The sequence below is a fragment of the Aliagarivorans marinus DSM 23064 genome (assembly GCF_000429485.1).
GTDB classification, from domain to species: Bacteria; Pseudomonadota; Gammaproteobacteria; order Enterobacterales; family Celerinatantimonadaceae; genus Aliagarivorans; species Aliagarivorans marinus.
In genome coordinates, this window is the sequence record NZ_AUBY01000013.1 from 133,382 (window position 1) to 147,706 (window position 14,325).

15 protein-coding genes are annotated in these 14,325 nt (G+C 56.6%); 11 read left to right on the forward strand and 4 right to left on the reverse strand.

From position 1 onward, the window contains the following. Positions 1-4: 4 nt before the first annotated feature. The 5 genes from G461_RS23330 to G461_RS0104975 are packed head-to-tail and all read left to right on the forward strand — an operon-like array spanning position 5 to position 3,875. Complete coding sequence (locus G461_RS23330) at positions 5-745, forward strand: MotA/TolQ/ExbB proton channel family protein (protein ID WP_084405056.1); 741 nt, start codon at positions 5-7, stop codon at positions 743-745. Then, a complete protein-coding gene (locus G461_RS0104960; RefSeq protein WP_026959287.1) occupies positions 742-1,158 on the forward strand; it encodes an ExbD/TolR family protein in 417 nt (138 codons plus the stop codon). Before G461_RS23330 ends, G461_RS0104960 begins: the two co-directional genes overlap by 4 nt. Continuing rightward, positions 1,155-2,045 (forward strand): heme/hemin ABC transporter substrate-binding protein, encoded by an 891-nt coding sequence (locus G461_RS0104965; protein WP_035477648.1) that lies wholly within the window; start codon positions 1,155-1,157, stop codon positions 2,043-2,045. Before G461_RS0104960 ends, G461_RS0104965 begins: the two co-directional genes overlap by 4 nt. Positions 2,046-2,094: 49 nt before the next feature. Further along, positions 2,095-3,105: a FecCD family ABC transporter permease gene (locus tag G461_RS0104970; protein ID WP_425393731.1), complete on the forward strand. Its 1,011-nt coding sequence runs from the start codon at positions 2,095-2,097 to the stop codon at positions 3,103-3,105. Continuing rightward, entirely contained in the window at positions 3,102-3,875 is a 774-nt protein-coding gene (locus tag G461_RS0104975) for a heme ABC transporter ATP-binding protein (RefSeq protein ID WP_026959290.1), read from the forward strand. The genes G461_RS0104970 and G461_RS0104975 overlap by 4 nt, the downstream gene beginning before the upstream one ends. A gap of 64 nt (positions 3,876-3,939) precedes the next feature. Here G461_RS0104975 and grpE read toward each other — a convergent pair whose 3' ends face one another. Further along, positions 3,940-4,593: a nucleotide exchange factor GrpE gene (gene grpE / locus G461_RS0104980; RefSeq protein WP_026971021.1), complete on the reverse strand. Its 654-nt coding sequence runs from the start codon at positions 4,591-4,593 to the stop codon at positions 3,940-3,942. 155 nt (positions 4,594-4,748) lie between these two features. Here grpE and nadK point away from each other — a divergent pair, with 155 nt between their 5' ends. Together nadK and G461_RS0104990 are read left to right on the forward strand one after the other, a co-directional pair. After that, on the forward strand, positions 4,749-5,630 hold the full coding sequence (nadK, locus tag G461_RS0104985) for an NAD(+) kinase (protein WP_026959292.1): 882 nt from the start codon (positions 4,749-4,751) through the stop codon (positions 5,628-5,630). Between the two features lie 85 nt (positions 5,631-5,715). Then, positions 5,716-6,441, forward strand: a complete 726-nt coding sequence (locus G461_RS0104990) for a flagellar brake domain-containing protein (RefSeq protein ID WP_026959293.1) — start codon at positions 5,716-5,718, stop codon at positions 6,439-6,441. Here the strand turns inward: G461_RS0104990 and G461_RS0104995 are convergent. Then, positions 6,418-7,653 (reverse strand): cysteine desulfurase-like protein, encoded by a 1,236-nt coding sequence (locus G461_RS0104995; RefSeq protein ID WP_026959294.1) that lies wholly within the window; start codon positions 7,651-7,653, stop codon positions 6,418-6,420. The genes G461_RS0104990 and G461_RS0104995 overlap by 24 nt on opposite strands. A gap of 14 nt (positions 7,654-7,667) precedes the next feature. Beyond that, positions 7,668-8,303, reverse strand: coding sequence for a 2OG-Fe dioxygenase family protein (locus G461_RS0105000; RefSeq protein WP_035477649.1), 636 nt, complete (start codon positions 8,301-8,303; stop codon positions 7,668-7,670). Positions 8,304-8,685: 382 nt separating this feature from the next. On the opposite strand from G461_RS0105000, the gene G461_RS23335 reads away from it, so the two are divergent. Beyond that, positions 8,686-10,152 carry a DUF2867 domain-containing protein gene (locus G461_RS23335; protein WP_035477650.1) on the forward strand — a complete coding sequence of 489 codons (1,467 nt, stop codon included), beginning with the start codon at positions 8,686-8,688 and terminating at the stop codon, positions 10,150-10,152. On the opposite strand, the gene G461_RS0105010 is transcribed toward G461_RS23335, so the two are convergent. Beyond that, entirely contained in the window at positions 10,149-11,366 is a 1,218-nt protein-coding gene (locus G461_RS0105010; protein ID WP_026959296.1) for a multidrug effflux MFS transporter, read from the reverse strand. The genes G461_RS23335 and G461_RS0105010 overlap by 4 nt on opposite strands. A 190-nt stretch (positions 11,367-11,556) precedes the next feature. Here G461_RS0105010 and recN point away from each other — a divergent pair, with 190 nt between their 5' ends. The 3 genes from recN to G461_RS0105025 all read left to right on the forward strand — a co-directional run bounded on the left by recN (position 11,557) and on the right by G461_RS0105025 (position 14,293). After that, positions 11,557-13,221 carry a DNA repair protein RecN gene (recN, locus tag G461_RS0105015; RefSeq protein ID WP_026959297.1) on the forward strand — a complete coding sequence of 555 codons (1,665 nt, stop codon included), beginning with the start codon at positions 11,557-11,559 and terminating at the stop codon, positions 13,219-13,221. A 131-nt stretch (positions 13,222-13,352) separates the two neighbouring features. Then, a complete protein-coding gene (locus G461_RS0105020; protein WP_026959298.1) occupies positions 13,353-13,712 on the forward strand; it encodes an outer membrane protein assembly factor BamE in 360 nt (119 codons plus the stop codon). Positions 13,713-13,846: 134 nt separating this feature from the next. Beyond that, the gene (locus tag G461_RS0105025) at positions 13,847-14,293 is read left to right on the forward strand and encodes a hypothetical protein (protein WP_026959299.1); all 447 of its coding nucleotides are present in this window, start codon (positions 13,847-13,849) and stop codon (positions 14,291-14,293) included. Positions 14,294-14,325 lie beyond the last annotated feature (32 nt).

Consider the following 14,325-nt stretch of genomic DNA (forward strand, 5'->3'; position numbering starts at 1 on the left):
CACCATGCCAAGCCTCGAAACCCTGCATAGCCAACTCGGTCTGATGACCTGGCCACTTAGCCTGCTGTCACTACTCACCGTGATGCTATTGCTGGAGCGAAGTCTATATATCCTGCTCAATAGTCGGCTGCGCTGCGCCAGCACGATTCGTCAGCTCTACCAGCTGGCTCCTTCTCGCCAACACGATCTCAGCCAACTGGCCGAGCAGTGGTATCAGCAGCGCAATATGCTCAAGCAAGCCTTGGGCATGCTGCTAAACCATCGCTACCTTTGTAAAAGTCTGCGCGAAGAAACCGCGCAGATTTGGCTGGCCGAGAAGCGCCGACAGCTCGGTGCCGGGGTGCGGGTGCTGGGGATTATTGGCGTGATCAGCCCGTTGATTGGCCTACTCGGTACAGTACTTGGCTTGATTGCCATGTTTAATGGCTTGGCGGAGCAAGGCGGCAACGTCGACGCAGCCAGCTTGGCCGACGGCCTGGGTCTGGCGATGGGCACCACCGCCGCCGGTTTGATGATCGCCCTGCCAGCAATTGTTGGTGCTCAAGCTTGCAACCTGTGGGCAGAGAGCTGCAGCGCCAAGCTAGAGCACGCGCTTAACCACGCTAACCTCTATCTGGAAGGCATCGATCTTAATCGCCTGTCTTGTGAACAGGAGTGCCCCCAGCAGCAGAGCTGCTGTAGCGACAGCGCAGAGAAGCACACGTCGGGAACCGCTCATAACCCACTCAGCGAGGAAACCGCATGATCCGCGCCAGCAATGCGGTGGCTCCGAGCATGCAGCCCGACCTCACCCCTCTGCTCGATATCATCTTTATCGTGATGGTGTTCCTGCTGATGAGCGTTGGCGTGCACCTGCAAACCCTTGAGATCGAGGTACCCAGTACCGACAACAGCTCAGCACTGGACACCCCACCGCCCGAGACGCTAACCCTAAGCCTGGCCGCCGAGCCGCCCTATTGGGCAATCAACGCAGACAGCTACGCCAGCTGGGACAGCTTTCAAAACGCGCTGCTAGCGCAACTCCAAGTCGATAGCAGCCTACCGGTGGTCATCGCCGCCGATAAACGCACCCAAGTCGAACAAATGATGCAACTGCTGGCACTGCTGCAAACCCAGCAAGTCAGTGCCACTCAGATAGTAATGGAACAACACCCATGACCAAGCGAACCTTTTCCGCGCTGGCGCTGCTGGCCAGCCTGACCCTTCCCGCTTTAGCCAGCGCCGACAACACTGAGCTCACCAGCATAAACGCTGAGCCACTGCGGCTAATTAGCGTGGGCGCCAATGTGACAGAGCTACTGTTCGCCTTACAGGCAGACGAGAGTGTGGTGGCCATCGACAGCACCAGTCGCCACTACGATCCTCAGGGCAGTGTTCCTCAAGTCGGCTACCACCGCCAACTCTCCAGCGAAGGCCTGCTCGCACTCGCCCCCAGCCACCTTATTGGCAGCGACGAAATGGGGCCCGATACTACCCTACGTCAGCTTAAAGCCAGTGGCGTTGAGGTGGTACAGCTGGTCAAGGGCGATAAGCAGGCGCAGCTGTTTGCCCGCATCGACCAGCTCGCCACACTCACTCAGCGGCAGCCACAAGCAGAGCAGCTTAAACAGCAGCTAGCGCGGCAGATCACTGAACTGGCGCAGCAACGCGACAGCCTGCACAGCCAACCCGCCGTGCTATTCCTAATGCTAAGTGAAGGGCGCAGCCCCAACGTTGCGGGCAGCAACACCCCGGTGGATACCATTATTGCGCTGGCCGGAGGCCACAACCCGGCACGCCAACACTTTAGCTCTTACAAAGCCCTGTCAATCGAAGCCATTGTTGAGCAGCAGCCACAGTATCTGCTGGTCGCCGAGCGCACCGTCAATAGCTACGGCGGAGTCGAACAGATCCTTGCCAAACACCCACTGCTGGCGGCGACCCCAGCCGGCGCACGCGGTCAGATTATCTCGGTGCCAAGCCACGCGCTGATCGGCGATGTAGGGCCCGCCAGTCTTGCGCTAGCCAGCACGCTCAGCCAGCGCTTCCACAAGGACGCCTACTAAGATGCTACTGCAAGCTCACTCGCCGCGCGGCCTCGGCAGCCTATTGCTGATGTGTGCCTTGGGTTTATATCTCGCGCTGGTTGCCTCGATAAGTCTGGGGCCGATGGATATCAGCTTTAGCGACAGCATGCGTGCCCTGCTGCCCAAGCAGTCCTTTTTGCCCAGCGAGCTGGCGCCGCATATCGAGGTAATCATCCGCCAAGTGCGCCTGCCGCGCACCCTGCTGGCCATTGCCATAGGCGCGATTCTGGCCTTGTGTGGCACGGTGATGCAGAGTCTGTTTCGCAACCCCTTGGCCGATCCCGGCATCATCGGCGTGTCGGCCGGTGCCTCGCTAGGAGCCGCCTTGTCCATCGTGCTGTTTGGCTCGTTGGCGCAGCACTATCCCGAGGTGCTGTTATTTGCCACCGTGCCGGTGTGCGCCTTTATCGGGGGCGCCCTTACCACGGTACTGGTGTACCGCTTGGGCAGTGGCCCCAACGGCACCTCGGTCACCATGATGCTATTGGCGGGGGTGGCGCTAAGTGCGCTTGCCGGAGCCGGATTGGGCCTGCTCAACTACTATGCCGACGACCAAGCACTGCGCGACCTATCGCTATGGACCATGGGCTCATTGGCGGGAGCCAGCTGGCCGGGCTTGGCGCTGGCTTACGCCTCCTTGCTGGTTCTCGGAGTACTGTTCTACCGCCATGCGAAATCGCTCAATGCCCTGCTATTGGGAGAGGCTGAAGCCCGTCACTTGGGCGTTAATGTGCAGAGTCTAAAACGCTTTTGCATCCTACTGACCGCCGCTGGCGTGGGGATCTGTGTCGCCCTCTCCGGCATGATTGGCTTTGTTGGCCTAATCGTTCCCCACCTTGGGCGAATGCTCTGTGGCCCCAACCACCAGCGCTTACTGCCTCTGGCGGCACTGTTGGGTGCGCTGTTACTGCTGTTAGCCGATATGGGCGCACGCACCCTTATTGCCCCATTGGATATGCCAGTGGGTATTGTCACCGCCATCCTCGGGGCCCCCTTCTTTATCGTGCTGCTGATTAAACAACGGGGCAGGATCTCATGAGTATCGCCATTCAAACCCACCAACTCAGCGTAAGTATTGGCAGCAAGCAGTTGCTTAAGCCCACCTCGGTGGCCCTGCAATCCGGTCAGCTAACGGTGCTACTTGGCCCCAATGGCGCGGGGAAAAGTACCTTGCTAAAAGCGATGATTGGAGAGCTGCGCGCCAGCGGTAAGGTGGAAGTATTTGGCCAAACCCAGAAGAGCTGGCGCAGCGAGAGGCTTGCGCGCCACCTAGCGGTGCTGCCGCAAAGCAGTGAGCTGACCTTCCCGTTTAGTGTGCGCGAAGTGGTGGAGCTAGGCGCACTACCACTGAGTGTCAGCAAGCTACAGCTCGATGACATAGTAGACAAAAACTTAGCACTGACCGATGTCAGTCACCTGCAACTCCGCCCTTATCCAATGCTCTCCGGCGGCGAAAAGCAGCGGGTTCACTTTGCCCGGGTGCTTACCCAGCTAGCCCAAGCCGGTGAGCAGGCCATCTTGCTACTCGATGAGCCCACCTCAGCGCTCGACTTAGCCCACCAGCACAACACCCTCAAGCTGGCAAAACTGCAAGCCGAGCAAGGCGCTTGTGTGGTGGCGGTGATCCATGACCTGAACCTGGCCGCCCAATATGCCGACCGTATTCTGCTGTTAGAACGAGGCAACTTGGTCGCCGACGGCTCGCCCTGGGAGGTACTCAGCGAACGGCGTATTGAGGCTGTTTATGGCTATCCGATCACCGTGATGCCCCACCCCCGCGCCGATTACCCCTTGCTGGTCAGCGCGTAAATGCCCTAAAACACAAAAAGCCAGCCCCAGGGCTGGCTTTTTAAAACGTGTCGCGAGAGCGAACTTAAGCAGTGGTGTCTACCGAAGGCGCTTTCGAGATCATCACCATCGCAGGGCGAATCAAACGGCCATTTAGCTGGTAGCCTTTCTGCATAACCGCAATCACGGTGTTGGCAGCTACACCTTCAACTTCTTGCATGCCCATGGCTTGGTGCTTGGCAGGGTCGAAGGTTTCATCTTTCGGGTCAACCACTTCAACACCGAACTTCTCAACCGCGGAAATTAGGGTTTTCAGGGTCAGCTCAACGCCTTCGATCATCGGCTTAAGGTCTTGGTTGTCGTGGTCAGCGTGTTGCAGCGCCAGCTCCATGTTGTCGATAACTGGCAGCAGCTCGTTGGCGAACTTCTCCAGCGCGAACTTATGGGCTTTCTCTACGTCTTGGGCGGCGCGGCGACGGACGTTTTCCATCTCAGCTTTAGCGCGCACTACGCTGTCTTTTTGCTCTTCAACTTTGGCTTGAGCGGCAGCCAGTTGCTCAATGAGTTCGGCGATGCTGATCTCTTGCGCTTCTTCAGTTTGCTCGGTTTCAACTGACTCTTGAGCGTCAAGGTCTGCAGCAGCCGCTTGGGCTTGTTCCTCGGCAGCCTCTACGTCCGGGGTGGCTTGCTCGACTACTTGCTCTTCTTCAACCTGTGGCTTGTTCTGCTCACTGCTCATGCAGGATCTCCGTAATAAATCTGGTTAATTTCTTGGAACTTGTGCTTATTATGGGGATCAACCTCCGGCTTTCAAGGGAGGCTGGCGATAAATCTGGCTGCGGCCCGTCAGCAAGGGTTATACTCCCTGTTATCAAGAAGTAAAATCAACACCTTATGAGCAGCGCATTTAAAACCATCGGCCTGATTGGCAAACCGGATCACCGCGAGACCTGCGATACCCTCAGCACGCTTTACGCATTTCTCAAAGAGAAGGGCTACCCGATCCTGGTGGAAACCGAGAGCGCTCGCCAGCTGCCGTTTACCCCCGATGCCATCGCCAGTATTACCGAGTTGGGCGAACAGGCCGATCTCGCAGTGGTAGTTGGCGGTGATGGTCGGATGCTCGGCGCTGCGCGGGTGTTGTCGCGCTTCGACATTGCGGTAATCGGGGTTAACCGGGGCAACCTTGGTTTTCTGACCGATCTCGACCCCGACAACCTGCTGCCGCCACTGGAAGAGGTGTTAAAGGGCGAATACGTCACCGAGCACCGCTATCTGCTGGAAACCCAGGTCATCCGCCACAATGAGATCAAAAGCAGCAACAGCGCCATGAACGAGGTGGTGCTGCACCACGAACGCGTGGCCAGCTTGCTGGAGTTCGAGGTCTACATCGATGGCCACTTTATGCTCAGCCAACGTGCCGATGGCCTGATTATCTCAACCCCCACCGGCTCTACCGCCTACTCACTCTCGGCAGGCGGCCCGATTATCAGCCCAAGGCTGGACGCCCTGACGTTGGTACCGATGTTCCCCCATACCCTGACTTCACGGCCGATCGTGATCGACAGCCACAGTGAGATCCGCCTGCGTATCTCGCGCGAAAATGCCGATTTTATTCAGGTCAGCTGCGACAGCCACGTGGCGCTACCGGTACGCCCCGGCGACGAGGTGGTGATCCGCAAGCAGACCCACGCCCTGCGCCTGGTTCACCCCAAAGATTACGACTACTTTAAGGTGCTGCGTAGCAAACTGGGTTGGGGTAGCAAGCTGTTTTAAGTCGCGCCAAGTTTATTGACTAAGAAAACAGCTAAAGCTAAGTTTGCCTTATTGACTCTTCGAATAAGAGCACGGAGGCTTAGCTATGACGAGAGCACCAACTACCCTTGCCGAAACAGGAAAAATAGCCAGCTTATTCAGCAAAGTTCCGCAAAATACCCAGGTTGATCTTCAGTTTACCAACGCCAGTAAATCCCGCCTCAGATGCAAGTTGCTGGGCTATGGGGTGAACCAAATGGTAATCCTACAAGTTCCGCAGCAGGCCAAGGTACGCTTTAAAGACCTGTTTGTGGAAGGGACTGGCATGGTGGCACGAACCATTGCCGAGAGCACCGCAGGCCAGTGCCTGGCGTTTCGCTCAGTAGTACTTCATCTTATCTACAAACCCACGCTGATCCTGTTTATTAGCTATCCCAAGCAGCTACAGATCATCGATCTCCGTCATCAGCAGCGTTTTATCACCGAAGCACCGTGTACCCTCACTACCCTTGCCGATGAGAAGTCGAGTGAGCGCGCGCCAGCCACGCTGCAAGGCTTACTGACCGACTACTCTGAGAAAGGCTGCCGCATCAAGCTGGAAGGCGCTAGCGAAGAGATTGGCAACCTCAAAGATCACTCACTGATCGTGAGCTTCGATAACCAGCAAGCCGGTGATAGCGACAAGCCTGAAAAGAGCTTTGTCTGCAGCGTGATCAATCAAACCATAGACGGCCATGGCCTGACCTTCCTCGGGTGCAAACTAGCAGAGGGGGAAACAGTTCCTTTGCAGGGCTCACCCCACGTTGAACTAAGCGATACAGCCGTCCAATAAGCGGCACAGCTCATCAACCTGCTGCGCCAAGGTATAGTGCATAAAGCCCAACCTTAGCACGCCTGGCTGCGGCGCAAGGCCCCACTGCTCCAACAGAGCCGGCGCATAGAAATGCCCGGCGCCGCAGTACACACCTTGCTCGCCCAACTGTTTGGCCAACTGATAGGGGGAATACTGTGGGTGGCTAAGTGCAAAGGTGGGAGTGCGCAAGGCGCTATCGGCCAGCGGCAAGCCATAAAGCTGCCACTGTGGGCGCGCTTGTAACCAGCGGATAAAGCGCTCGCTTAAGCCCTGTTCGTGGGCACTAAACTGGGCATAGCTATCCACTAAGCGGGCACGCAGTCCTGCATCGCGCTCTCCCCACTGTGCTAAATAGTCAATCGCGGCGCTCATCCCCGCGATCGCTGCAAAGCTCTGGGTGCCGGTTTCAAAACGCCCCGGGCCTAGATTAGTAGCGGCACTCACCCGATACGCCTCCAACTCGCTGAGCCAAGGCTCGGCCAAGTAGGCAAAGCCCAGATGCGGCCCGCAGAACTTATAGGCCGATCCAAACACCACGGCGCAGTCCAGCGCTTGTACATCCATCAGTTGGTGGGGCAGTAGGTGAACCGCATCGATGGCCAGCATCGCCCCTGCCGCGTTGGCCATCTCGGCGACCCGCGCCAGATTCACAATAGAGCCACACACATTGGATGCGCCGCTCACCGCCAGCAGTTTCACCTTGGGGCTGAGCAACGCTTCGAGCTTGGCGTAGTCGAGCTGCCAGCCCTGTTTGTCCAGCCCCACGGTTATTACATCCACGCCCCGGTCCTGAGCGGCGCGCTGCCAGGAGCTGACATTAGCGAAGTGATCGAGCTGGGTGACGATGATCTGATCGCCACGCCGCCAGCGCTGGCTGATCGCACGGCTGAGCTTAAACGCCAGCGAGCTCATATTCTGATCGAAGATAATCTGCGCCGGGGGCGCATTCAGCAGCGCCGCAGCACTAACTCGGCCCTGCTCGACAATCTGCCCCACCCGCTCGCTGCTGGCATAGGGGGCACCTAAATTGGCATTGCCGCCCTGCCAGTACTCGCTCATGGCCGCCAGCACCGACTGCGGCATCTGCGCCCCCCCGGGGCCATCGAAGAAGTAGGGGCAAAGCTCGCCTCTATCGCGGTGCGCCTGCACCACAGCAAGCTGTTGCCAGCAGGCTTCTGCACTATAGGGCATGTACCGTCCTCGCTTTAGTCTTTTGCAGTCAGTACGAATACGTCCATGTAGGCCGGTTCGCGCTCATCACAGGCTGTTATCGGCGTGGCGTAGTGCCACAGCTGATGATCATCGAGGATCGCCACATCGCCATCTTGCAGGGTCAGCGCCATAATCGGCTGGGCGTTGCGCTCACGAAACACCATAAAATCACCACCCTCGATGTTGTGTCGATGGATGCCGATCACCGCGATATGGTCAAAGCCATCTTGGTGCACTCCCTCGGGCGCCACCGGCGTATGCTCATTGATCGCCACAATGCGGATCTGGTGCACCTCAATCACATGATCGCGGGCCAGCTCATGGGCCTCCAAAAACAGCTCACACATCTCTTTTAGGCCATCACTGGCCACCGTCTCTGGCTCGAGTGGCTCGAAGTGGCGCACCACATCACCTTGGAAATGGTTCACATCGGTGCTTTGTACAAAGTCGCTCTCGGGCAAGGCCAGCAAGCGCTCGCCGCACAGTTGCACCATTGAGTAACGGCGCAGCCGATAAGCGCCATCGGCATGGTCGGTATGGGGCAGATGAAAGAACGAAGGGATCAGCTCAACCACGGCGTTATCGCTTAAGTGATTGAGCTGTAACAGGCTATTGGCATGAGTAATCATAGGGTCACTCCTACTAAGGCATTCAGCCTCAGATTAGTAATCGATACTATTGTTTGACCGCACCACCGCACAAAACGTGGCATAAACCAATCAATTTGGAACTTTACGCCGAGCAGATATTAATCTGCAGCCCGTTCATCCAAATTGTAACAATTAGCCAGCCAGACTTTTCCGACTCTCACTAAGAGCTTTGCAACAGCTTGTTTTCATGAGGAAAAATAACAGCATATTTAGCTGTCATCGCGACAGTTATCACTACTCACTCACTACCTAGCCACAGATAACTCCAAGCTGAAGACAATCTCACGCTTTAAGGCTTGAGCTCATCCCACACTCAACTAACCTTGCATGAGTAAGGTATTGATTTTGGAAGAGATAGCCGATGCCAACCAGCAAAGCGCGCGAGCACTACCTACAGGGAAAAATTCTGGTTTTAGGGGCCAGTGGCTATATTGGCAGCCACCTACTGCCCTATTTGCTGGCACAAAACTATCAGTTGCGAGCGGCCTGTCGCCACCCAGAGAACCTGCCGCTGGCCGATCATCACGCGTTGGAGCGCTGTCACTGCAATGCCCTCGACCCGCAAAGCCTGAGCAACGCGCTGCAAGGGGTGAAGCAGGTGATCTACCTGATCCACAGCATGAGCGATGGCAAAGGCTATGCCGAGCGTGACCGGGTAGCTGCGCGCAACCTGGCCTTGGCGGCGCACCAAGCCGGAGTGGAACATATCGTCTACTTGGGCTCACTCACCGCCGATGCTACCCGCTCCACCCACCTGCGCTCGCGCGAGCAAACCGGCGAGGCGCTGCACAGCACCGGCATCAAAGTAACCGAGATCCGCGCACCGATCATTATCGGCCCCGGCTCTGCGCCCTTTGAGGTGATCCGCGATGTGGTCAATCACCTGCCCTTCGGCATCCTGCCCAAGCAGATGCACTCTAGTTCGTCACCGATTGCGCTGGAGAACTTGCTGGCTTATATGAGTGCCACCCTCGATACCCCGGCAATGCAGGGCCTAACCTTGGATATCGCCGGGCCGCAGAAGCTCAGCTATGTGGAGCTGATGCAGGCCTACGCCGACCACCTGAACAAGCCGTTTCGCAGCATTGTGTTGCCCAATATTCCAATCCAGTTGATGCGCCTGTTTGTGCCGCTGCTGACCAGCGCGCCGCCAGGGATCATCCGCGCGCTGCTCGGTGGCCTGTATCACGACATTCAATCGGAGCCCTCGCTGGCACAAAAGCTCTACCCGCAACAGCTGTTGTCGTTGGAGCAAGCCTTCGAGCAAACCGATAACTACGAAGCCCAGCAACAAGACAGCCTAAGCTGGTACCATGGCAATATGATCTACCGACTGCACAACAATCGAAACGCCTACTATGGCGAGGCGATCCACGTCTGTCACAGCGCCAAGGCAACACCCGCGCAGATCTGGCAGGTACTGCGCAAACTTGGCGGCCACCACGGCTACTACTATCTTGATCTGTTCTGGCAAATGCGCGGCTGGATCGACCGCTTATTTGGCGGTGAGGGCCTACGCCGCTATCGGGAGAATCCCATCGAGCTATTTAGCGGCGAGGTGTTGGATAACTGGTTAATCAAAGAGGCGCGCCGCGAAAAGCGGCTGTTTATGCAGTTTTTGATGCGCTCACCGGGCGCTGGCTGCTTGGAGTTCAGCATCGACCCGGAACCAGACGGCCATAGCCGCCTGTCGATTACCGCCTACTGGCATCCCAAAGGGCTATGGGGTCGACTGTATTGGATCTTGTTCAAACCCGCCCACCTGATCCTGTTTCACGGGATGATTAAAACCATCCTTAAGCAGGCGGCCAAGGCGCCTAAGCCTTAGCCATCATGACAGGCCAAGGCCTGCACCGCCCGCTGCCCCCACAATTGGGCGAGTAAGCCCGCCGAGCCACACAGCAAAAAGCCCAGTACCAGCGGTGTCACGTTAGTGGTGATATTGGCGCCAATCAGCGCGCCAATGGGGATCGCAATCAAGGTCGACAGGCTGGCAACAATCGCCGACCCCAAGCCCGCTAGCGCGCCCAAGGGCTCCATAGCCAGTGAGTTGAGGTTGCCGAACAAGATCCCCACCGAGAAGAACACCAGCACCATATAGCCCATCAGCAGCCACAGCGGCGGCAGTTCGGCCAGCAGCAACAGTACAATCAGGAACAGAGCACTCAAACCAATCACCGCGATCAGCGCCCCGCGCACCAACGGCCGCATCCCCAGCTTGGTCACCAGCTGGCCATTGACCAGCGAAGCAGCCCCCACCGAGCAGGCCGCTACCGCAAACAGCACACCGAACATCGCGCCCATATCGTAGAGCTTGATATAGATGATCGATGCCGAGTTGAGGTAGGCCATAAACACACCGAAGATCAGCCCCGACAGCACGGTGTAACTGACCGCCTGCGGCTGGGTGAAGAAAAAGCGAAAGCCCTCGCCGATACTGGCAAGCGACAGTGGTCGGCGCTTCGCCTTGTCCAGTGTCTCTTCAAGGCCAAAGCTAAACCACAGCGCCACAATCGCCCCGGCACAGAACAGCACACCGAAGATCCAGCGCCAGCCCGCCAGATGCATCACCACCTGCCCCAAACTAGGCGCGAAGATCGGAATCAAGATAAACACCGAGAAGATCACCGACATCACCTTAGCCATCGCCTCGCCCTGCAGCTTATCGCGCACAATCGCCACCGTGAGCACCCTTGGCGCCGCCGCCCCCATGCCTTGGATCAGTCGCCCGGCAATCAGTAGCTCAAAGCTCGGCGCCAGAAAACACAGCAGTGCCCCGCTACAAAACAGCAAATAGCCCAGCGCAATCGGCCCTTTACGACCAAAGCGGTCTGACACTGGCCCATAGAACAGCTGCCCCACCGCCATGCCAATAAACACCGCCGTGACCACCCACTGGGACTGGTTTTTGTTTTCCAGCTGATATTCAGCGGCAATATCTAGCAGCGCGGGCAGCATCATATCGATAGCCAGCGCAGCCATCGACATCATCATGGCCATCAAGACCACCAAAGAGATAGGAGGGGAGCTTCGGTTAGGCACAACAGGATCCTTTAAATTTAATGCGCGTGTTATAGCATACTCCGGTGTGCGCTCGCATGGCTTGCGCGAAACACCGCTAAATAGTGATTATCCAACTCGGATATACCCGAACCCGGCTGATTTAACCTTGCACAGTTTCCAACCAACCTGTATGGTTATACAGCTACTGTATTTTTACACAGGTATGGTTATGTTAACGCAGCTGACGGTCCAAAATTTTGCCATCGTACGTTTTCTTGAACTCGATTTTCACCGTGGGATGACCACCATTACCGGCGAAACCGGCGCCGGTAAATCCATCGCTATCGACGCCCTCGGCTTGTGCCTGGGCAGCCGCGCCGAGGCCGCCATGGTTCGCCCGGGTGCCGATAAAGCCGAGATCAGCGTACAGTTCGATATCGAGCAAAACCCACAGGCCCAGCTGTGGCTTCAACAGAATGAACTGGATAGTGACAGTGAGTGCATACTACGCCGTGTAGTCACTAAAGAAGGCCGCTCCAAAGCCTATGTTAACGGCACCGCGGTACCGCTGGCCCAGCTAAAGAACCTCGGCCAATACCTTATCAGCATCCACGGCCAACACGCCCATCATCAGCTACTTAAACCGGCGCAGCAGCTGCATATCGTTGACCAATACGCCAGCCATCAAAGCCTGTTAGAACAGGTAAAACAGCGCTATCAACACTGGAAGCAGCTACGTAACGAACAGGCCCAAGCCAAACAGCAGCAACAAGAGCTGGAAGCCCAGCGCCAACTGTTGGAATACCAAGTACAGGAACTGGACGAGTTCGCTTTGGGCGAAGGCGAGTACCAGCAAATCGAGCAAGATCACCAGCGTCTGTCTAACACCACCGAGCTGCAGCAACAGAGCCAACAACTGTTGCAGCTGCTGGCCCAAGACGAACAGCTAAACGTGAACGACATGCTCAATCAGGCCTGTCGCAGCATCAGTCAGCTCTGCGAGCTCGACCCAAAACTGGAAGAGCTAAGCAACCTATTGCACGAAGCCCAACTGCAGCTCGACGACGCCAGCCATCAGCTCAGCCACTACAGCGAAAATCTTGACTACGACCCGGAAGCGTTTAACGAGCTTGAAGCGCGCCTGTCTCAAGCGCTCGATCTCGCCCGCAAACATCAGGTTCGCCCCGAACAGCTACCCGAACACCACGCCCAGCTAGCCGACAAGCTCACCCAGCTTAACCAACAAGGCGAGCGCCTCGAAGGCTTAGACCAAGAGATCGAGCAGGCCTGGCAGCACTACCTCAAACTGGCACAAAAGCTCTCCAAAAGCCGTCAACGCAATGCCAAAGAGCTGGCCAACCGCATCTGCCAGGAAATCCGCAAGCTCAGCATGCCCAAGGCCCAATGCCAGTTTGCAGTGGTCAGCGATGAGACGCAGGCAAACAGCAACGGTATCGACAAGCTTGAGCTGCAAGTAAGCACCAACCCCGGCCAACCACTGCAGGCTATGGATAAGGTCGCCTCAGGCGGTGAGCTATCGCGTATCGGCTTGGCGATTCAGGTTATTTGTTCGTCGTCGATGCTCAGCCCCACCCTTATCTTCGATGAGGTGGATGTGGGTATTAGCGGGCCAACTGCCGCCGTGGTTGGCAGTATGCTTCGCCAGCTCGGCCAACAAAGCCAGATCCTCTGTGTAACCCACCTGCCGCAGGTCGCCGGCCATGGCCACCAACAGATGTTGGTGCAAAAACAACAGGGCCGAAACAACACCGAAACCAGTATGGTGGCGCTCAACCCGGACCAACGCATCACCGAGCTGGCCCGCCTGTTAGCCGGCGACGCCATTACCGATTCGGCCTTGGCAAATGCCCGCGAGCTGCTGGTTCAGGACTAAGTCTTTTCACCCAAGCAAGCATTTCTACCTGCAACAATGCGAATCGGAGCCGGGTTCTCAAAGATCCGGCTTCTTTTTCTAGGCGCGCTTGGTTATGATTGCCCACCTAAGTAAAGGAGCAACTCACCGTTATGCGCAATTTCGCTAAACTTTGTATTCTCGTGTTAGGCCTAGGCGGCCTGGCTGGCTGTTCAGCGTTCGACTGGATGGTGTACAAAATCGACATCCCCCAAGGCAACTACATCGACAACGCCAAAGTTGAACAACTGCGTATCAACATGACCAAAGAGCAAGTGCGCTTCGTACTGGGTACCCCAATGCTGGTCGACACCTTCGACAAAGAGCGTTGGTACTACATCTACAGCTATCAAGAAGGCAACGGCAAATACGAGCGCCGCGACCTGATGGTACAGTTTGTCGGCAACCATCTTGCACTGGTGGAAGGCGACTACGAACTGAGCCCCGACTTTATGACTCCGCTGGATAGCTAGTCAGCCCCTTCGCCTAAGACATTGCTAAATATGAAAAAAGCTTGGTTAATCCAAGCTTTTTTCTTTTCGCGACAATTGATAAGCTGACACTGTTTTGATTTATTAGTTACCTTATCAAGGAAGATGTAGTAGCAATGAATCTCGTAAAAATCGCTCTATTAGCCACCGCTCTAGGCCTTACCGGATGCGCCACCACCAACGACAGCAAGCTCGCTGAAGCGGTCGATGCCTATCCCAATCAACTCGATGCCAACTACCTGGCAAGCTTCTCCCGCAACATCGCGGAGGAGTGCACGGAAAGACGCTACGGAACCTACAGCGCCGACACCAACTTCAAATGTGAGGTGGTCGGTAGCCTGTTTGTCGTTACCCACACCTTAAAAAACCGCCGCTGGGAATGGTTCCCAGAAGCAGGAGCAAGCGTTACCTCCGAGGTTATGGATTACGTATGCAGCCAAAGCTATACCAGAGCGTTCTTGGAGCAAGGCGGCGGTGTAGTCGTCGATCTCAGGGGCCAAAATGGCTTTGTCGGCAATGTTAAAACCTTGAAGATTGCCCAAGCTAAGCCAACAAGCCACTAAAAAGCCGGGGCTAACCCGGCTTTTTCATTTCT